At 34.9% G+C, this 20507-nt stretch carries 21 protein-coding genes; 9 read left to right on the forward strand and 12 right to left on the reverse strand.

Annotated elements, in window-relative coordinates:
* Nucleotides 1-73: 73 nt before the first annotated feature.
* Genes BWZ20_RS07300 through trmB form a run of 3 tightly spaced genes read right to left on the reverse strand, consistent with a single transcriptional unit; the run spans nt 74 to nt 1719 of the window.
* Entirely contained in the window at nt 74-412 is a 339-nt protein-coding gene (locus BWZ20_RS07300) for an MGMT family protein (protein WP_076618331.1), read from the reverse strand.
* The gene (locus BWZ20_RS07305) at nt 412-1041 is read right to left on the reverse strand and encodes a LysE family transporter (protein WP_076618333.1); all 630 of its coding nucleotides are present in this window, start codon (nt 1039-1041) and stop codon (nt 412-414) included. The genes BWZ20_RS07300 and BWZ20_RS07305 overlap by 1 nt, the downstream gene beginning before the upstream one ends.
* A gap of 3 nt (nt 1042-1044) precedes the next feature.
* Nucleotides 1045-1719, reverse strand: coding sequence for a tRNA (guanosine(46)-N7)-methyltransferase TrmB (gene trmB, locus BWZ20_RS07310; protein ID WP_076618336.1), 675 nt, complete (start codon nt 1717-1719; stop codon nt 1045-1047).
* Between the two features lie 65 nt (nt 1720-1784).
* Here trmB and BWZ20_RS07315 point away from each other — a divergent pair, with 65 nt between their 5' ends.
* On the forward strand, nt 1785-2828 hold the full coding sequence (locus BWZ20_RS07315) for a glycosyltransferase (RefSeq protein WP_076618338.1): 1044 nt from the start codon (nt 1785-1787) through the stop codon (nt 2826-2828).
* Here the strand turns inward: BWZ20_RS07315 and BWZ20_RS07320 are convergent.
* Entirely contained in the window at nt 2811-3854 is a 1044-nt protein-coding gene (locus tag BWZ20_RS07320) for a sensor histidine kinase (RefSeq protein ID WP_076618341.1), read from the reverse strand. The two genes, BWZ20_RS07315 and BWZ20_RS07320, sit on opposite strands and share 18 nt — an antisense overlap.
* A complete protein-coding gene (locus BWZ20_RS07325; protein ID WP_076618344.1) occupies nt 3854-4537 on the reverse strand; it encodes a response regulator transcription factor in 684 nt (227 codons plus the stop codon). The genes BWZ20_RS07320 and BWZ20_RS07325 overlap by 1 nt, the downstream gene beginning before the upstream one ends.
* Before the next feature lie 229 nt (nt 4538-4766).
* On the opposite strand from BWZ20_RS07325, the gene BWZ20_RS07330 reads away from it, so the two are divergent.
* Complete coding sequence (locus BWZ20_RS07330; RefSeq protein WP_076618347.1) at nt 4767-7193, forward strand: lamin tail domain-containing protein; 2427 nt, start codon at nt 4767-4769, stop codon at nt 7191-7193.
* Between the two features lie 73 nt (nt 7194-7266).
* On the forward strand, nt 7267-8247 hold the full coding sequence (locus tag BWZ20_RS07335; protein WP_076618350.1) for an acyl transferase: 981 nt from the start codon (nt 7267-7269) through the stop codon (nt 8245-8247).
* 102 nt (nt 8248-8349) lie between these two features.
* Here BWZ20_RS07335 and tyrS read toward each other — a convergent pair whose 3' ends face one another.
* Nucleotides 8350-9648 (reverse strand): tyrosine--tRNA ligase, encoded by a 1299-nt coding sequence (gene tyrS, locus BWZ20_RS07340; RefSeq protein ID WP_076618352.1) that lies wholly within the window; start codon nt 9646-9648, stop codon nt 8350-8352.
* A 137-nt stretch (nt 9649-9785) separates the two neighbouring features.
* Here tyrS and BWZ20_RS07345 point away from each other — a divergent pair, with 137 nt between their 5' ends.
* Nucleotides 9786-10811 (forward strand): NAD-dependent epimerase/dehydratase family protein, encoded by a 1026-nt coding sequence (locus BWZ20_RS07345; protein ID WP_076618354.1) that lies wholly within the window; start codon nt 9786-9788, stop codon nt 10809-10811.
* Nucleotide 10812: 1 nt separating this feature from the next.
* On the opposite strand, the gene BWZ20_RS07350 is transcribed toward BWZ20_RS07345, so the two are convergent.
* Genes BWZ20_RS07350 through BWZ20_RS07360 form a run of 3 tightly spaced genes read right to left on the reverse strand, consistent with a single transcriptional unit; the run spans nt 10813 to nt 13333 of the window.
* The gene (locus BWZ20_RS07350; protein WP_076618357.1) at nt 10813-11262 is read right to left on the reverse strand and encodes a DUF4296 domain-containing protein; all 450 of its coding nucleotides are present in this window, start codon (nt 11260-11262) and stop codon (nt 10813-10815) included.
* On the reverse strand, nt 11259-12602 hold the full coding sequence (locus tag BWZ20_RS07355; RefSeq protein ID WP_076618359.1) for a dihydroorotase: 1344 nt from the start codon (nt 12600-12602) through the stop codon (nt 11259-11261). Before BWZ20_RS07355 ends, BWZ20_RS07350 begins: the two co-directional genes overlap by 4 nt.
* A gap of 5 nt (nt 12603-12607) precedes the next feature.
* Complete coding sequence (locus BWZ20_RS07360; protein ID WP_076618362.1) at nt 12608-13333, reverse strand: polyprenol monophosphomannose synthase; 726 nt, start codon at nt 13331-13333, stop codon at nt 12608-12610.
* Between the two features lie 140 nt (nt 13334-13473).
* Between BWZ20_RS07360 and BWZ20_RS07365 the strand changes: the two genes are divergently transcribed.
* The gene (locus BWZ20_RS07365; RefSeq protein ID WP_076618365.1) at nt 13474-14124 is read left to right on the forward strand and encodes a DUF4271 domain-containing protein; all 651 of its coding nucleotides are present in this window, start codon (nt 13474-13476) and stop codon (nt 14122-14124) included.
* Between the two features lie 16 nt (nt 14125-14140).
* Nucleotides 14141-14890 (forward strand): uroporphyrinogen-III synthase, encoded by a 750-nt coding sequence (locus BWZ20_RS07370; RefSeq protein WP_076618367.1) that lies wholly within the window; start codon nt 14141-14143, stop codon nt 14888-14890.
* Nucleotides 14891-14965: 75 nt separating this feature from the next.
* On the opposite strand, the gene pckA is transcribed toward BWZ20_RS07370, so the two are convergent.
* Nucleotides 14966-16585 carry a phosphoenolpyruvate carboxykinase (ATP) gene (gene pckA / locus BWZ20_RS07375; RefSeq protein ID WP_076618370.1) on the reverse strand — a complete coding sequence of 540 codons (1620 nt, stop codon included), beginning with the start codon at nt 16583-16585 and terminating at the stop codon, nt 14966-14968.
* Nucleotides 16586-16650: 65 nt separating this feature from the next.
* Nucleotides 16651-17040, reverse strand: a complete 390-nt coding sequence (locus BWZ20_RS07380) for a DUF423 domain-containing protein (protein ID WP_076618373.1) — start codon at nt 17038-17040, stop codon at nt 16651-16653.
* A gap of 81 nt (nt 17041-17121) precedes the next feature.
* On the opposite strand from BWZ20_RS07380, the gene BWZ20_RS07385 reads away from it, so the two are divergent.
* The 3 genes from BWZ20_RS07385 (at nt 17122) to BWZ20_RS07395 (ending at nt 19706) form a co-directional block, all read left to right on the forward strand.
* Nucleotides 17122-18486, forward strand: coding sequence for a saccharopine dehydrogenase family protein (locus BWZ20_RS07385; RefSeq protein WP_076618376.1), 1365 nt, complete (start codon nt 17122-17124; stop codon nt 18484-18486).
* Nucleotides 18487-18536: 50 nt separating this feature from the next.
* Complete coding sequence (locus BWZ20_RS07390; RefSeq protein ID WP_076618378.1) at nt 18537-19007, forward strand: Lrp/AsnC ligand binding domain-containing protein; 471 nt, start codon at nt 18537-18539, stop codon at nt 19005-19007.
* A gap of 99 nt (nt 19008-19106) precedes the next feature.
* Nucleotides 19107-19706: an MCP four helix bundle domain-containing protein gene (locus tag BWZ20_RS07395; RefSeq protein ID WP_076618381.1), complete on the forward strand. Its 600-nt coding sequence runs from the start codon at nt 19107-19109 to the stop codon at nt 19704-19706.
* 60 nt (nt 19707-19766) lie between these two features.
* On the opposite strand, the gene BWZ20_RS07400 is transcribed toward BWZ20_RS07395, so the two are convergent.
* Nucleotides 19767-20462, reverse strand: a complete 696-nt coding sequence (locus BWZ20_RS07400) for a zinc metallopeptidase (RefSeq protein WP_076618384.1) — start codon at nt 20460-20462, stop codon at nt 19767-19769.
* Nucleotides 20463-20507: the final 45 nt, after the last annotated feature.

Raw genomic sequence — 20507 nt, forward strand, 5'->3', positions numbered from 1 at the left:
AAATGCAAAGATACTGCTAAAAGTTTAGATTTTGAAGTCCTTAAATTGAATTGAAGAATGGATGGATTGGGTTTTATAATTCTCCCAACTCTTTTGAAGGATCCCAAAATAATGTATCAAAATTTTGTATTTGATTTTCTACAACCTCAACCCCTTCATTCTCTAAAAGTTGCTGCATAAGATTTGTTCCTTCAAAATGGTGCTTTCCTGTTAGCAATCCTTTTCTGTTAACTACTCGGTGCGCTGGCACATCTTTTCCACCAGAATTATTCATAGCATAACCAACGATACGTGCGCTTTTGGTGGCTCCTAAATATTTTGCAATTGCACCATAGCTGGAGACTCTTCCGTATGGAATACACCTAACTACATTATACACTTTTTCAAAAAAACCGAGTGTTTCATGTTTCATTACAACTCTTTAAGAATATTTATAAAGGTGACTAAAGCTACGATTCCTGTTATGATCCCAATACTGTAGTTCATACTTTTTTGAGACGTGAATTTTTTATCTTTTATCTTGTCGAAAAAGAAAATATAGAAGTAAAGCATTACAAACGTACCCATAGCAGCACCTGTAACGTAGGTTACAATGCTGGTTTTCTCAAAGTTCATCCAACCGAAAGAAGCCAAAGTTATGGTCATATAAGCTTGATACGGAATTGGGAAAACATTAAGGGCAGATAGAAGCATACCATGAAAAAAACGACTTCTTTTGCTTCGAGTATCTGCTTCAACTTTTGTTTCTTTTTGATTTCTTGCAATAACCAAAAAATAAATCGTAATAAGCACAAAAATCACAAAAGCGACGCGCTGAAGAATCTCAACAATATCTGGCCTGTTGGATAAATACCGTGCAAAAATGGCTGCTATATAGGTTTGAATAAAAACAACTAAGCACACTCCTGAAGAAAACGTAATACCACGTCCGGGACCTTCTTTAAGACTTATCCTTGCGGCTGTCATATTAAGCAAACCTGGTGGAATAACACCAATAAGCGCTACAAAAAGTCCGAGGAAGAAAACAACTGTAATACTCAAGTTTTAGTTGATTTTGAATCTAATATACGTAATTGCTTTGTCTTTTTCTAAATACTGATTCTCGTAAAAGGTCTGAATCTGTGTTACCTCATCTGGGCTGCCCTCTAATTTGTAAACATTGTGGTTGGCATATAACACTTCACAACCTAAGCCATGTAATAGACCGAGTGTATAGCCATGCATAAATTCACTGTCGGTTTTAAGATGCATTAATCCATTTGGTTTAAGAACCTTTTTGTACCGCTCTAAAAATTGAATATTGGTTAGTCTATGCTTTGTTCTTTTGTACTTAATCTGTGGATCTGGAAATGTAATCCATATCTCATCCACTTCATTTTCACCAAAAGCAAATTCTATTAACTCTATTTGTGTTCTAAAAAAAGCAGCATTGTTTATACCCTCTTCTATTGCAGTTTTTGCTCCTCTCCAAAATCGAGCTCCTTTTATATCTATGCCAATAAAATTTTTGTTTGGGTAACGTTGTGCTAAACCAACAGTGTATTCGCCTTTGCCGCAACCTAGTTCTAATACTAAAGGATTTTTGTTTTTAAATACCTTTTCTCTCCATTTACCTTTTAAGCTGAAATTACCACCTGTAAGTTCGTCTCTGGTTGGTTGAAACACATTATCAAAGGTTTCGTTTTCTCTAAATCTTTTAAGTTTATTTTTACTTCCCACGTTTTACTGCTTATTAATAATTTGGTAAAATTAAGGAAACATTTTAAGGTTTATCTTTGCTTTTAATGAAAAGGATTTTAGTAGCTCCATTAAATTGGGGTTTAGGACATGCAACCAGAAGCATTCCTATTATAAATGCTTTAATAGCAAATAAATTTGAACCAGTTATTGCTAGTGACGGTGAGGCTTTAAGGTTATTGCAAAAAGAGTATCCGCAACTTCAAACTCTTGAGCTTCCTTCTTACAATATCACCTATTCTAAAAAGGCCAATAGTTTTAAGCTAAAGCTCATTAAAGACTCCCCTAGTCTGCTCAAAACAATAAAGAGAGAGAAAAAGATTACTGAAAGTATTGTGGAGTCTGAAAATATTTCTGGTATTATTTCAGATAACAGATTTGGTGTTAGGGATAAAAGTATTCCCTCTGTTTTTATTACACACCAGCTGCGTGTGCTCAGCGGAAGCACAACTTGGTTAAGCTCTAAACTCCATCAAAACATCATCTCTAAATTTGATGAGTGTTGGGTACCAGACCATACAGGAACAAATAATTTAAGTGGTGCCTTGGGCCATATTGAAGGCTATGAATCCTCTATAAAGTATTTAGGTCCTTTGAGTAGATTTGAAAAACAAGATCTAGAAAAAAAATACGACCTTCTTGTGGTTTTATCGGGCCCAGAACCTCAACGCTCATTTTTAGAAGTAAAACTTTTTGACGAACTTCAACATTTTAATGGTAAAATCTGTTTTGTAAAAGGTCTTATTGAAAAGGAACAACGCAAGACACAAATTAACCATATTACAACCTACAATTTTATGGCAAGCCAAGAACTTGAAAAAGCTCTTAATGAGAGTGAGTTGGTTTTAAGCCGATCTGGTTATACCTCTATTATGGACTATGCAAAGCTCGAAAAAAAAGCCTTTTTTATACCAACTCCTGGTCAATTTGAGCAAGAATATTTAGCTAAAAGGTTTGAAGAAGAACAAGTTGCGCCTACCTGCAAACAGAGGGACTTTAAAACGGAAATGCTTAATGAAATAGAAAATTATCACGGCTTTAAATATTTACAGTACGACCTTAATTACAAAAAGCTATTCGGTCTTTTCTAGCGTAAAGGAAAACTCACTACCCACTCCCAATTCGCTCTCTACATACATCTTTTCTTCGTGAGCTTCTATAATGTGTTTAACAATAGATAGTCCCAGGCCAGAGCCACCTTCTTTTCGAGAACCACTTTTATCAACTCTGTAAAACCTTTCAAACAAACGTGGTAGATTTTCTTTCTTTATTCCCTCACCATTATCGGTTACTCTTATTATGGCTTTATTTTTTATAAGGTTTTCTATACTTACCTCCGTGGTTCCTTTTTTTCTCCCGTATTTTATAGAATTTACTATAAGATTGGTCAGTACCTGCTGAATTCGCTCTATATCTGCATAAACATAAATTGGGTTTGGGTAATCCATATCAAAGGTGAGCGTAATATCTTTTTTTGCGGCTTTCATTTCAAAAAGTTCAAATACATTCTGAACGAGTTTTACAATATCAAATTTCTCTTTGTTTAGGCTCAGATCACCCACTTCGAGTTTTGTAATCATATCCAAGTCTTTGATAATGTAGGTTAAACGCTCAACTCCTTTACTAGCCCTTTGTAAATATTTTTTTCTTATTTTTTCGTCTTCTATACCACCATCTAACAACGTGTCTATATAACCTTGAACAGTAAACAAAGGGGTTTTAAGCTCGTGAGATACATTGCCAATAAATTCTTTTCTATACTCCTCTCTAACCTTTAAAGTTTCTATTTCAATTTTTTTGTCTCTTGCATACTTATCAATCTCCTTGGTTAGCGTGCCCATATCTGTTGTTATAGGTTGTTGTCTTAGGCTTGTGGATTCTAAAAGCGTGAGATCGTCGTATATTTTTTTTACCCGTCTGTAGATAAAATGTTCTACTCTATATTGAATAATAGCAAAACATAGCGGGAAACAAATTACCGGAAAAAGAATAACCTGCCAGTTAAATGTATGGTAGTAGTATAAAAAAACACTCACAAGGAGTGTTGCAAAAAGCGTAACATATAACGATGTTCTTATAGCAAACTTATATGTTTTTTTTAGATTTTTTTTATGCATTAGTCTACAAACTTGTAACCAACGCCTTTTACGGTTTTAAAAGATTTGTCTCCTATCTTTTCGCGAAGCTTTCTTATGTGTACATCGATGGTTCTACCACCAACAACAACTTCATTTCCCCAAACTTTGTCTAAAATTTCTTCGCGTTTAAAAACTTTACCAGGCTTAGTTGCCAGCAAAGATAATAATTCAAACTCTTTTCTTGGTAGAATAATTTCTTCACCCTTTTTGGTAATCTTATATTCCTCTCTATTAATTACCAAATCACCAATTTTAACAGAGTCATTTGGGTTATCGGTATCTTTTAGTCGTCTTAGCAGGGCTTTTACTTTACTTACAAGTACTTTTGGCTTTATCGGTTTTGTAATATAGTCGTCTGCACCTGCATCAAAACCAGCAACTTGAGAATAATCTTCACCTCTTGCAGTTAAAAACGTAATAATGGTATTATTGAGTTTTGAGTCTTGACGTATGCGCTCACAGGCTTCAATACCGTCCATTTCTGGCATCATTACATCTAGTATAATTAAATGAGGTTTGTGTTTTTTTGCTTTTTCAATAGCTTCAACACCATTTTCTCCAGTTATAACCTGATATCCTTCTGAAGATAAATTATAACCAACAATTTCTAAGATATCTGGTTCATCATCAACCAGTAGAATCTTAATGTCCTTTTTTTTCACTGTTAAGATAATTTTAAGCTAGCGTAAAGATAAAATATATCTTCTTAAGTAGACATTATATGGAAATTGATAACAATTCTCTAACATTGAAATTTAACATAATGATTAGAAAACAATTAGTGAAATATGGATGTTAACTTATTGTAAAAAAGCAGGTTGTTTATAAAAACATCCACTAAAACTCGGTATTTGTTAGTATATTTGAAGTCTAATTATTTAAAAATCAATTATGAAAAAAATTTACTTTTTATTATTTAGTTTATTAGGTGTTTTTGCTTTTGGTCAAGACTTAGTAATCACAGGTGCGTTTGATGGTCCATTATCTGGAGGAACGCCTAAAGGTGTTGAAATATATGTAATTAATGATATTGCAGATTTAAGTACTTATGGTATAGGAAGCGCAAACAATGGTGGTGGAACTGATGGAGTAGAGTTTACATTTCCTGCAGATGCTGTTACATCTGGCTCTTTTATTTATGTAGCTACAGAAGCAGTTGAATTTGCCAACTTCTTTGGTTTTGCTCCAAACTATACTGCAGGTGCTATGGGTATTAATGGTGATGACGCTGTAGAACTTTTTTCAAATGTCGATACAACTCCCGTTGTAATTGATGTTTTTGGAACTATTGACTGCGACCCAAACGCTGGTGGTTCTCCATGTCCTGAGTGGGAACATACAGATGGATGGGCCTACAGATTGGACAGCACTGGCCCAGAAGGTTCTACCTTTACTTCATCTAACTGGACTTACAGTGGCACAAACCAACTCGAAGGTGGAACTACAAACGCTACGTGTACTTCCCCTTTCCCTATCGGCACATTTAGTTATTCAGGATCACCTTGTGGTGTTGTTTTTGGTGCCGAATCATACAACTGCCAGAGCAGCACTATTGGAGACAATAACGATGGTGTTATTGTAGAAATCCCTTACACCGGCTCTAACAATACAATAGTTTCGGTTTCAGTAACAGGTGGAACTCTTGGTGGTGATGACCCAGCTTTAACTGCCGATGGTACAATTACTATTTCTGGTGTAACTGAAGGAGATGCTTGGAGCGTGACTTTAAATGGTGGCGATTGCGATGGTACAACTACTTCTGGCACTGTACCAGCTGCTGAATGTGACCCAACGCCAAGCACATGTTACGATATTAGTACTGGTATAGAATTATTTGAATTGGTAACTGTTGCATCAAATTCTGACAATGATGAGTGGACAGAAGCAGGAGGAACATATTCTATGAATGGTTTCTGTGGTGGCGGATGTATGGAAGAATCTAACACTTGGTTAATATTTGGCCCCTTAGATATGACAGGCGTTACAGACTTAGAATTACTTTTTGATGCTACTGAAGGTTTTGATGGTACAGATTTAAACGTTCAATATACAACTGACTATAGTGCAAATTGCCCAGATGGAGCAACTTGGACTTCTGCTTTAACGGTTAGTGCTTCTGGTTCTTACAGCGCAGATTTATCTGGTGTTTCGGGAACTGGCATTTTCATTGGTATCCAATATTTAGATAGTGACGGAAGCTTTTCTTCTTGGGATCTTTCTAACGTCAGCTTAGCTGCTTTTGGTGTTTGTCCTGCATTAGGTGTTAGACCTATTTCTGATTGTGCTGTTTGTGATGTTACCCTAGGCACAGAAAACTACACCTGTATTACCAACACTGTTGGAGATAATAATGACAACGTTACTGTTAACATTCCTTATACAGGATCTGACAATACTATAGCAAGTGTTATTGTTACTGGTGGCACACTTGGTGGTGATGATCCGGCATTAACTGCAGACGGTACAATTACAATTTCTGGTTTGACCGAAGGTGACAATTGGAGTGTAACTCTAAATGGAGGTGATTGTAACGGTACTACCCTATCAGGAATAGTACCTGCCGCTCAGTGCGACCCTGTTACTGCTGATTTGGTTATAAACGAAATACTTGCTGATCCTGCTGGCGACCTTACAGGTGATGCTAATGGCGATGGCACTAGAGATGGTTCTGAAGATGAATTTGTAGAATTATATAACGTAGGCGGTAGTAGTTTAGATATATCCGGATTTACTATTGAGGACGGTTTTGGTTTGAGACACACTTTCCCAGGCGGAACTATTATACCTAGCAACAGTTTTATAACAGTATTTGGTGGTGGTACACCAACAGGTATTTCTGGATTGGTGCAAGTTGCTTCTGAAGGAGGTTTAGGCCTTAACAACGGAGGTGATGATGTTATTATTAGAAATGGTGCAGGTGTTGTTGTTGTCTCTTACACCTATACTGGTGCAACAGATCAGTCCGTTGGACGTAGCCCTGATTTTACAGGTATGTTTGTAGACCACTCAACCATTTCAGGCAACGGAGGTGCATTGTTCTCTCCTGGCAATGAAAACGACGTTACGCTTTCTACAGCAAATGTTTCTAGAACAACTTTTAGTATTTATCCTAACCCAACAAGTACAGGTAATGTAACAATTTCGTCATCTAATAATGATGCTATATCTGTGCAAGTGTTTGATGTTCTTGGTAAGCAAGTTAAAAATGAAACATTAACTAATAACACGCTTAACGTTTCTGATTTAAACACTGGTTTATATATTTTAAAGATTACTCAAAATAATGCCTCTACGACTAAAAAATTAGTTATTAGATAATCATTATTTTTAATCATAAAGAAAGCGTAGCTAACATTTAGCTACGCTTTTTTATTTTCAATACTTTTGCAAAATGATTTCTAAAGATGCTATTTTTAATATAAAAACCCATGCTGAGTTTGAGGCACTAGCTCTTAATGCCTTTAGATTTCAGTTTGAGAACAATAGTGTCTATCGCTCATTTTGCGATTTACTTTACAGGCATCCATCCGATGTAAAACATCTTAGAGATATTCCTTTTTTACCTATTCAATTCTTTAAAACACATGAGGTTTTAAGCTCTCAAAATAAAGTTGAAAAAATTTTTACCAGCTCTGGTACAACAGGAAGTGTAACTAGTAAACATTTAGTAACTGACCTCAATATTTATGAAGAAAGCTATTTAAAAGGTTTTCAGCATTTTTATGGCAATGTTAAAGACTATGTTATTTTGGCTTTACTACCTTCTTATTTAGAGCGAGAAGGTTCCTCATTAATTTACATGGTTAACGATTTAATACAAAAATCTAAACATCCTGAAAGTGGCTTCTATCTCAACAATCTTCAGGACCTTTCTGAAACCTTAAAACAACTTGAAGCTAATGGACAAAAAACACTTTTAATTGGTGTTTCTTTTGCGCTATTAGATGTCGTTGAACAGTTTCAATTTAATTTAAAACATACCATAGTAATGGAAACTGGAGGTATGAAAGGTAGACGAAAAGAAATCATACGACAAGAACTTCACGATAGACTTAAAGGAGGGTTCGGTGTTAACCATATACATAGTGAATATGGCATGACAGAACTTTTGAGTCAAGCCTATTCTAAAGGAAATGGGATTTTTGATTGCCCTCCTTGGATGAAAATCATTATTAGAGATACAGAGGATGCTTTAACCATATTACCACCAAATAAAACAGGCGGCCTTAATATTATTGACTTAGCCAACATTAATTCCTGTTCATTTATTGCCTCTCAAGATTTAGGTAAAACCTCTGAAAATGGACAATTTGAAATCATAGGCAGATTCGACAACTCTGATATTAGAGGTTGCAATTTAATGGCCTTGTAAGGTTTATTAATCTATTACGACTGAATAAGTGCTATCGAAAAGAAAGATTTTCAATAGTTGATTGATTGGTTAGATGTGCCCAAAAGAGATTTTGGGCACTTTTTATTGGTCAACCTTTATAATGTAGGTATTCTTCTTCCCTTTATTAAGAATAATATAAGTATCGTTGATTAAGTCTTCAGAAGTTAACAGATAATCTTCTTTTACTTTTTCTTTATTTACTGAAATTGCATTTTCTTTTAAGGCTCTTCTGGCTTCGCCATTAGATTTTAAGAAACTGGTTTTTGCGGCTAGGGCACCAATCATATCTAACCCTTCATTAAATTCGGCTTTTGAGATATAGGCTTGTGGTACTCCTTCAAAAACATCTAAAAATGTAGCCTCATCTAAAGTCTTAATATCTTCTTTAAACGTCTTACTGAATAAAATATTTGAAGCTTTTGCCGCGTTCTCATACTCTTCTTTAGAGTGTACCATTGTGGTTATTTCTTCGGCTAACTTCTTTTGCAATGTTCTTAAATGTGGTGCTTCACTATGAGTTTCTACAACTGCTTTAATGTCTTCTTTTGTTAAAAACGTGAAAATCTTGATATATTTTTCGGCATCTTCATCACTAGAGTTTAACCAATATTGGTAAAACTTATAAGGTGACGTTCTTTTAGCATCTAGCCAAACGTTTCCTCCTTCAGACTTACCGAATTTTGAGCCATCGCTCTTTGTAATCAATGGACATGTAATGGCAAAGCCTTTGCCGTTACCAATACGACGTATAAGCTCCGTACCTGTTGTGATATTTCCCCACTGGTCACTTCCTCCCATCTGAATGGTACAATCATTCTCTCTGTATAAATGCAAAAAGTCATAACCCTGTACTAACTGATAGGTAAATTCGGTAAAACTCATGCCATCGTTGGCAGATTCGCCAGATATTCTGCTCTTTACCGAGTCTTTAGCCATCATATAGTTCACCGTAATATGTTTACCAACATCTCTGATAAACTCTAAGAATGAAAAATCTTTCATCCAATCATAGTTGTTTACCAAAACTGCTGCATTGGCATCATTGCTTTCAAAATCTAAAAAATGAGACAGTTGCTTTTTTATAGATTCTTGGTTGTGACGGAGTGTTTTTTCATCTAACAAATTACGTTCGCTAGATTTACCTGAGGGATCACCAATCATACCTGTGGCACCACCAACCAAGGCTACTGGTTTATGACCACAACGCTGGTAATGGGCTAACAACATTATAGGCACCAAATTACCAATATGTAAAGAATCTGCAGTTGGGTCAAAACCCACATAAGCACTTCGCATAGTTTCTAGCAAGTGCTCTTCTACTCCTGGCATGTCTTGATGTAACATACCTCTCCATTTTAATTCTTCGACAAAATTTTTCATTATAATAGTGGTGTCATTTGATGTTGGCAAAGATATGTTTCCACTTTAAAAGACAAAAGACAATTTTAACGTAATTTTACTTCGGCTTCGCTCAGCGACCAAGTCAGTAACCACAAATAAATTTAAGTCTATTTTAAATGATATTAGTTACAGGAGGAACAGGATTAGTAGGTTCGCATTTACTCTACAGGTTAGTCTCTGATGGACAACAAAAGGTACGTGCAATATACAGGCGTAAAAAAACCTTAAAACGTGTTGCTCACGTGTTTAGTTATTTTTCTGATGATGCAGAGACGCTATTTAACACCATTGACTGGGTAGAAGCCGACCTTAATGATATTCCAAAACTTCAGAGGGCTTTTAAAGGTATTACACATGTTTATCATTGTGCAGCTTTTGTTTCTTTTGAACCAGATAAGTACCATCAATTACGCAAAATTAATATTGAAGGTACCGCCAACATTGTTAACCTTTGTATAAGCAATGCAGTAGACAAACTATGTTACGTAAGCTCTATTGCTGCTATTGGACATCATGAAGATTCCTCAAAACTCATTACAGAAAAAACCACTTGGAATCCTGAAGACGACAACAGTGTTTATGCCATTACCAAATATGGTGCAGAGCTCGAAGTATGGAGAGGCACGCAAGAAGGACTTAATGCTATTATTGTAAACCCTGGAATTATACTTGGTGCTGGCTACTGGAATGGTGGTAGTAGTGGTAATTTATTTAGAAAAATACATAGCGGTATGGTGTATTATGTAAAAGGTGTTGTTGGGTATGTTGATGTTTTTGATGTAGTTGATACAATGGCAGCGTTGATGAAAAGTTCTATAAAAAATGAACGTTTTATTTTAGTTTCTGAAAATCTCAGTTTTAAAGATTTTCAAATTAAAGTTGCTAATGAGTTAAGTGTTAATCCGCCTAAAAAGGAGGCAAAAGCATGGCTTCTAAGCATCGCTTGGCGCTTAGACTGGTTAAGGCACAAAATTACGGGCTCTCGAAGAAGTTTTTCAAAACATACTGCAAAATCTGCTGTTAGTATTACAAAGTATGACAATACCAAGATTAAAGATGCGTTAGGTTTTTTATTTAAACCTATTGACCAATCCATAAACGAAATTTGCGAATTGTATAAAAAAGATTTAAAGCGCCTTTAAATTAATTACTTACTTGTGCTTTTAAAGCTTTTTTTATAGAATCTCGTCTCTTTTCATTTAATTTAGTAATAGAGTCTCGTCTTTTCTGAGCTTTTTTGCTCTCTTTCTCTTCTAGAGCTTCAATTGATGTTTTTTTGTTTTCTAGCCTAACTTTTACTTTCTCCACCATTTCTTTATATAAATCCGGATCAAAAGCATAATAAGCATTGCTCTCTGCAAACTGAACACTATCTATTAAATGTTTGTTTAAGATGTAAGACTCTGGCACCACACCATTATCTTCTAAGAGTTTTCTGTTAACCCCTTTAGCTGCATTGATTACATATAAGTCATACAGAATATCTTCCATCTGTTCTTTAGAAATAAGATTATTAGGTTTTGGTGGTTTGTTTTTCTTATCACAAGAAAACACCAAGATCAATAACACTATTACAAGTAAATACTTTTTCATCTATTAAAGGTTAGTCGCTTTGCAGCTTTAACATTTAGTACCTTAAAATTGTTGTATACCAACTGGCCATTTAAAATGGTGTGTGTTACTCTACTCTTAAAGGTATTACCCTCAAAAGGTGACCAACCACATTTATATAAAATATTTCCTTTGTTAACCGTCCAAGGGTTATTAATATCTACAATAACTAAATCTGCATAATAACCTTCTCTGATATAACCGCGTTTCTCTACATCAAAAAGAATAGCAGGATTATGACATGCTTTTTCAACGATTTTTTCAATAGAAATTTTGCCCTGATGATGCATTTCTAGCAATGCAACTAAGGCGTGTTGCACTAATGGACCTCCGGAAGGAGCGCTTGTGTAAGGATTACTTTTCTCTTCGAGGGTATGCGGCGCGTGGTCTGTAGCTATGACATCGATTCTGTCGTCTAGTAATGCCTTTAGCAATTGCGCTCTGTCATTCGCTGTTTTTACCGCAGGATTCCATTTGATATGACTTCCCTTCTTAGCGTAATCTTCGTCCGAAAACCAAAGGTGGTGTATACAAACCTCTGATGTAATTTTTTTATCTTTTAAAGGGATTTTATTGGTAAAGAGGTTAGTTTCCTTTCCTGTAGATAAATGAAAAACGTGCAATCTGGCACCTGTCTTTTTTGCTAGTTCTATAGCTTTTGAAGATGACAAATAGCATGCCTCCTCACTTCTAATAACTGGGTGTAATTCCATTGGGATATTGTCACCGTATTCTGCTTTGTATTTTGCTAAGTTTTTGCGTATTGTGGCTTCATCTTCGCAATGTACTGAGATCACCATATCGGTACTAGAAAAAATTTTCTCAAGCACTTTTGGGTTGTCTACTAACATGTTTCCGGTAGATGAGCCTAGAAACAATTTTAATCCTGCAACGGTTTTGGGATTTACTTTTAATATCTCATCTAGATTATCATTGGTACCTCCAAACATAAATGAATAGTTAGCGTAAGAGGTCTCTGCAGCCATGGCAAATTTTTCTTCAAGCTTTTCTACAGTTGTGGTTTGAGGGTTGGTATTTGGCATTTCTATAAACGAAGTAATACCACCTGCTAATGCAGCCTTAGACTCTGTTTGTATATTTGCTTTGTGTGTTAGTCCTGGCTCTCTAAAATGCACTTGATCATCAATCATGCCTGGCAGAACGTAATTGCCTTCGGCATCAATCACCGTTATGTCCGCAGACTTTACGCTAATAGAACTATCTATTTCTTTAATAAAATCGTCTTCAATGTGTATATCGCCTTCAACTATTTTTCCTTCGTTGACAATTTTGGCATTTTTAATGAGGGTTTGTCGTTTCATCCTTCTTAATACTTTGTAATTAAACTTTTCAATTTCAAACTAATAACTCCAAAAATAGCTTCAAAAATTATGCTTCCGCTCATTTTTGATTTGCCTTTAATTCTATCTTTAAAAATAACAGGAATTTCTACAATTTTAAAACCTTTTTTGTGCGCTTTAAATTTCATTTCAATCTGAAAAGCATAGCCCACAAACTTCACTTTGTCAAGATTTATAGATTCTAATACGTTTTTCTTATAGCATACAAAACCTGCTGTAGAATCTTTTACCTGCATACCTGTAATTAATCTAACATAACGTGATGCACCGTAAGACAATAATATTCTAGATAGAGGCCAGTTAACTACTGTAATGCCCTTAACATATCTTGAGCCAACTGCTATATCGGCATTATGAACTGCGCATGCATTGTACAACTTTATTAAATCATCTGGATTATGAGAAAAATCGGCATCCATTTCAAAAACGTAGTTATAAGCATGCTCTAACGCCCATTTAAAACCTGCAATATAGGCTGCACCAAGACCATCTTTTTGTTTGCGTTGTAAAAGATGTAATTGCACAGCGTACGCTTTCTGAAGGGATTTAACCTCTTTAGCAGTGCCATCTGGTGAGTTATCGTCGACCACTAAAACATGAAATGATTTGTCTTGTGAAAATACAGCTCTTATTATGGTTTCTATATTTTCGACCTCATTATATGTTGGGATTATAACAAGTGCGTCCGACATGTAAATACTTTTAAAAAAACTTGCTTTTGTGTTGCTGATAGAATTTTGACAAATGTAAAGTTTTTAGCGCATTAAAAACTGTTATAGCTTTATTAAGATTTTAATTATGTATTGCCTTAATTTCTTTATAATTTAGCATTATGAGGGATTACGTTACTTACGAGTGGTTTACGATACTGACTATATTGGGGATTTTTGCTCTAACAACGGCTAAGTATATTAACGCATTACGTTTCAGTGATTTTATATCCATTATAGGAAACTCCAAGTATTTAAAAATATATAGTAAAGACCAGAAATTTATAGATCCTTTTGACGGTCTACTGTTTCTTAATCTAACCTTTTCGGGTAGTATTTTTTTATTTTTTGCCTACTCTATCTTTGTTTCTCCATTGACCTTTGAGTTGGTTTCATTCTTAAAATTACTTTTAGCACTTGCAACTGTAGTTATTATTAAAACGCTTCTAGAGCGTCTTATAGCTAGTCTTTTTGAAATAGACAATATTGTAGACGCCTACCTGTTTCAAAAGATTACTTTTCTTAATTATTCTGGTTTAATCCTCATTTTAAGTAATTTATTGTTATTGTATACAAGCTTAGATTCAAAAATTGTGATAATTACATCTTTTGGTACGATTTTATTAATAAATCTCATTGGATTTATGACATCATTTAAAAACCATCAAAAAATAATAAATCCCAACTTTTTCTATTTTTTATTGTATCTTTGCGCTCTCGAAATTGCACCTTATATCCTTTTATATAAGGTAATTAGCGAGTATAACGTATAAATAAAGGGGTTTACATATGAAAGTGAAGACGATTTTAGTATCGCAGCCAGAGCCTAAAATAGAAAATTCTCCATACTTTGACTTGCAAGAAAAGCAAAAGGTTAAAGTTGACTTTAGACCTTTTATACACGTAGAGGGTGTTTCTGCAAAAGAAATTAGACAGCAAAAAATAGATCTTAATAAGTTTACTGCAATTATTCTTACCAGTAGAAATTCTGTAGATCACTTCTTTAGAGTAGCAGATGAAATGCGCTTTAAAGTGCCCGACACCATGAAATACTTCTGTCAATCCGAGGCTGTTGCCTACTATTTACAAAAGTATGTCGTCTATAGAAAGCGAAAGATATATGTAGGTAAGCGTAATTTTGAAGATTTAACACCTTTAATTAAAAAGTACAAGGACGAATCATTTTTATTACCTACCACAGATAAGGTTAAACCCATTATTCCTGAAACTTTAGATAGTCTAGAGGTAAATTGGAAACAAGCTACGTTTTACAGAACGGTAATCAGTGATTTATCTGATTTAGCTAATGTATACTATGATATTTTGGTGTTTTTTAGTCCATCAGGTATTGAATCTTTGTTTCATAATTTCCCAGACTTTAAGCAAAACGATACGCGTATCGCAGTATTTGGAAACACAACCATAAAGGCTGTAAAAGAAAAGGGCTTGCGCGTAGATATTGCTGCCCCAACACCAGAAACACCATCTATGACTATGGCACTACAGAAGTACATTGATAGTGTTAACAAAGGAAAATAACAAGACAACATTGATATAAAAAAGCGATTCTAAATTTAGAATCGCTTTTTTGTTTATTTATATACTATGTTTATCTTAAAATGCATAACGTTGTGGCCCACCTCTTCTTATTTCTTCTGAAGCGTAAGACTCAAATTGTTTAAAATTATTTCTAAATGAGTTGGCGAGTTTAAACGCCATTTTATAATAAGCCTCATCATCGTTCCAAGTTGTTCTTGGACTTAACACTTCTGTTGGGACACCAGGACATTGTCTCGGTTGAGCTACACCAAATACAGAATGAATGTGGTAATGATCATAATCGTAAAGACCCAAATCACCATTTAATGCGGCATTAATCATGGCTCTTGTATATTTTAGTTTCATACGTGTGCCCACTCCGTAAGGGCCGCCTGTCCAACCAGTATTTACCAACCAAACATTTACACCAGCTTCTTTCATTTTTTTGCTGAGCATATCTGCATATTCTGCTGGGTGCAGTGGCATAAAAGGAGCACCAAAACAAGCAGAGAACGACGGCTGTGGTTCAACCACACCTGCTTCGGTACCAGCAACTTTTGCCGTGTAACCAGATATAAAGTGATAAGCAGCTTGTGCTGGCGTTAGCTTAGAAATTGGAGGTAATACACCAAAGGCATCTGCGGTTAAAAAGAAAATATTTTTAGGGTTTTTGCCTATAGAAGGCTGTTGTATATTGTCTATGTGATAAATTGGATAACTGACCCTTGTATTTTGTGTAATAGATGTATCTGCAAAGTCAACATTACCTTGGTCATCCATAATAATATTTTCTAACAAGGCGCCTGGTTTAATGGCACCAAAAATTTCTGGCTCTTGTTCTTCCGAGAGATTAATGGCCTTAGCATAACAACCACCTTCAAAGTTAAATACGGTATTTTCTGCTGTCCATCCATGCTCATCATCTCCAATTAACCTTCTACTATGATCTGTAGATAGCGTTGTTTTTCCTGTACCAGAAAGACCAAAGAAAATAGCAGTTTCACCGTTTTCACCAACATTAGCTGAGCAATGCATTGGCAGTACGTTTTTTTCAACAGGTAAGATAAAATTCAAGGCTGTAAAGATACCTTTCTTCATTTCACCAGTGTACGCAGAACCACCAACAAGAGCAATTTTCTTTGTAAAATTGAGAATAGAGAAGTTTCCTTGCCTTAAACCATGAGCTTCTGGGTTTGGACATTCGTAACCAGGTGCACAAAGCACTAACCATTCTTCTTTAAAATCTTTCAACTCTTCTTCAGAAGGTCTCAAAAACATGTTGTAAACAAACATATTAGACCAAGGGTATTCAGTAATGGTTCTAACGTTCATTTTATAATTTGGATCCGCGCACACATAGCCATCCCTTGCATAGATTTCTTTACCACTTAAGTAGTTTTCGATTTCGCTTTGTAGAAAATCGAAGTGTTCTGAAGAGATCGGTTTATTAGACTTGCCCCACCAAATGCGATCTTCGGTGTAATTATCTTTAACTAAAAAACGATCTTCGGGAGAACGGCCAGTGAATTTACCAGTACTTATTGCCAAAGTACCGTTGGCAGTTTCTTTTCCCATGCCTTTTTCTAAAGTAATTTCTTGAAGCTTTGATGGTTCTAGCTGATAATGAACCTTAGCGTTTTTAATGCCATAATTTTCTAACGAAATCGATTTCGTCGATTGTGTATGGTTTACCATAATTTTTGTGTTGTTTAAGTCGCAAAATTATAACTTTATTTTAAAAAAGTCATTGCTTAAGGCCATTAATCGGGTCCATTGTTTATAATACCGATTAACAATAAGACCCACGCACTAATTAATAGTAATCCGCCTACAGGTGTAATCATTGCAATAGTCTTAAAATCAAAACTAAACAATACGTTGGTTGCCAATCCATAAATTGAACCAGAAAAGAATAAAATACCAATTAATATAAGATAAAAAATAACCTTTTTAAACTTAAGATTTACAAAAGAAGTTCCGCCCAACATTAAAAGAAAAAAGGCATGATATATTTGATAGCGCACCCCTGTTTCAAATGTATTTAGAGCATTAACGTCAACCAATTTTTCTAAACCATGTGCTGCAAAGGCTCCCAGAATAATTCCTAAGATTCCTAAAACTGAACCTGTAATTAATATTTTTTTGTTCATAAGTAAAGTAGGGTTTTGGTTTTGTTTGCTCGGTGTATTTATTACATTCGTGCATTACAAATTTACTCATATAAAGTCACTATGCGAAAGATTTTAATCATTGGTGCAGGAAAATCCTCATCATACCTCATAAAATATTTACTAGATAAATCTCAGCCTGAAAACCTTGAAATTACTATTGGAGATGTCAACGTTGAAAATGCAGAAAAGCTTGTTGGAAAAAACGCTGATGTTAATATCATTCACTTAGATGTTTTTAATTCAGAATCTAGAAGTAAAGCTGTAAAAGATGCTGATATTGTAATTTCTATGTTGCCAGCACGTTTTCATATTGAAGTAGCCAAAGATTGTATTACTTATAAGAAACATATGGTTACGGCATCTTACGTGAGCAAAGAAATGGAAGCTTTGGATGATGATGCCAAAGCCAACAACCTTATTTTTATGAATGAAATAGGTGTAGATCCAGGTATTGACCACATGAGCGCCATGCAAGTCATTGATCGTATTAGAGATAATGGTGGTAAAATGATATTATTTGAATCTTTTACAGGAGGACTTGTAGCACCAGAAAGTGATGATAATCTGTGGAATTATAAGTTTACCTGGAATCCAAGAAATGTCGTTGTTGCGGGACAAGGCGGTGCTGCGAAATTTTTACAAGAAAATCAGTTTAAGTACATACCCTATGGTAGATTGTTTAGACGTACAGAGTTTTTAGATATTGATGGTTATGGTCGTTTTGAAGCCTATGCGAATAGAGACTCTTTAAAGTATCAGCATGTTTATGGCTTAGACCATGCGCATACATTATACAGGGGCACTATGAGACGAGTTGGTTTTAGTAGGGCGTGGCATGTTTTTGTACAACTTGGTATGACAGACGATAGCTATACTATAGACGATAGTATTAACATGAGCTATCGCGATTTTGTTAATGCGTTTTTACCATACAGCCCAACAGATTCTGTAGAGTTAAAGTTTAGGCATGCACTCAAAATTGACCAAGATGATATTGTTTGGGATAAGTTTTTAGAGCTCGATCTTTTTAGTGCTGATAAAATGGTAGAATTAGATAAAGCAACTCCAGCTCAAATTCTACAGAAAATTTTAATGGATAGCTGGACGCTAGACCATGAAGATAAGGACATGATAGTGATGTATCATAAATTTGGCTATGAGCTTAATGGTGAAAAGCGCCAAATAGATGCTACTATGGTTGTGGTTGGTGAAGATCAAACATATACTGCAATGTCTAAAACTGTGGGTTTACCAGTGGCCATGGCGACGTTAGATATTTTAAATGGAAAGATCGAAACGCCTGGTGTACAAATTCCTATCTCTAAAGAAGTTTATACACCTATTTTAGAAGAACTGAAAACTTATGGTGTTCAATTTAATGAGAAGAAAGTACCATATTTAGGGTATAACCTACTTAATCTTTAAAAATTTATAATCCTTTTATTACTTTTAGCTTTCAATTCAATACATATATCATGAAAGTTAGTGACAAAGGAATTTACATAGACGGCATTGATAAAAAGATACTAAGAGCCTTAATGGAAGATGCCAGAACTCCAATTTTAGAAATTGCCAGAAATGTAGGTATTTCTGGTGCTGCCATTCATCAGCGTCTTAAAAAACTAGAAAAATCAGGTCTTTTAGCAGGCTCTAAGTTTATCATTAACCCTAGAGTTCTTGGGTATAATACTATGGCTTTTGTTGGTGTATACTTAGATAAAGCTGTGAGTAATCCTGAAGCTGTAAAACAGCTTCTGCGTGTACCAGAAGTTATAGAATGTCACTACACTACCGGAGAGTGGAGTATTTTTATAAAAATACTTTCTAAAGACAATGAACACTTAATGCATTTACTTAATACAGAAATACAGGCAATTAAAGGAGTGTCTCGGACTGAAACTTTTATTTCTCTACAACAACAGATTAATAGACAGATTAAAATCTAATGGTTTATCAATAAAATTGTTAAATAGACGCTAATTGCCCTGTAAAATTTAGTTCTATTATTTATATTTAGATATTATCAACTTTAAATTCATCCCTTCATGACGTTCTTCAATAAAATAAAATGGATTCTGGGTATTCTTTTGGTTTTTGTATTGATTGCTATTACTAATCTTATTGATAGAAACAACTTTGTAAGAGTAAGAGATTCTGTTGTAACAATCTATGAAGACCGATTGGTAGCTAAGGAATTAATCTACAAAATTTCTAAATCGGTTAATAAAAAGGAAATCGCTTTAACAACAAGAGATTCTAGCTTTTTTATAGAAAAAAACCCAAAACTAAACAGCCAGATAAACAACTACATATCACGTTTTGAACAAACAAAGCTTACTCAAGAAGAAAGTAAAATATTTGAAGATTTAAAATCAAACTTTAACTCGTTATTTGATGCTGAGAAGAACAAACTAAATTCAAATGCCGAAAACTACACAACATTATTTGCCCTTATTGCTGATATAAATGATAATTTAGATGATCTGTCTATAATACAAATTAGTGAGGGCAGTAAACAATTGGCTATCAGCAAAAAAGCAATAAATACAGTAGAACTTTTTACACAGATTGAAATTTATCTATTAGTATTTCTTGCTATAGTTATACAAATTATTGTTATCTATAATCCTAAAGTGAAAAAATAATAGGTACTTTCTAAAAACACAAAGCCCTGATTTCTCAGGGCCTTTTTTATTATAATTTTTTTAATCTCTTCCGCCAAACACTTGTAGCGCCCAATATAATAATGAGGCTAACGCACCTATTGCGGCTACTAAATACGTCCGAGCTGCCCATTTAAGCGCATCTTCAGAGCCTTTATATTCTTCTGGAGTCACCATGTTTTTTGCTTTTAACCAAGCTAAGGCTCTGTTACTTGCATCGTATTCTACAGGTAATGTTATAAAGCTAAATAATGTCGCAAAGCCCATAAATACCAAACCAGCTACAGCTACCCAGTAGCCTAAGCCCACACCAGCTGCTGCACCCAAAATTAAACCACCGATCACTAACCATTGTGACATTCCAGAAGTAACACTAACTATTGGCACCAAAGCAGAGCGCATACCCAACGCACCATACGCTTGCGCATGTTGTACCGCGTGACCAACCTCATGAGCTGCAACAGCAGCGGCGGCGGCATTGCGCTGATTATAAACGGCTTCACTAAGGTTTACTGTCTTGTTCTTTGGGTTATAGTGATCTGTTAATTGTCCTGGTGTAGAAATCACCTCTACATCGTATATTCCATTATCCGCAAGCATTTTCTCTGCAATTTCTCTACCTGACATACCATTTCTTAACTGGACTTTTGAATACTTTGCAAATTTACGCTTTAGCTGGCTGCTTACTGCCCAGCTTACAAGCGCAATGGCTCCAATCAATATATAATATCCTAACATAATTTTCTTTTTTTAATTTATGTAAATGTACTAAATGAATAGCAA

The organism is Winogradskyella sp. J14-2, assembly GCF_001971725.1.
GTDB lineage: Bacteria > Bacteroidota > Bacteroidia > Flavobacteriales > Flavobacteriaceae > Winogradskyella.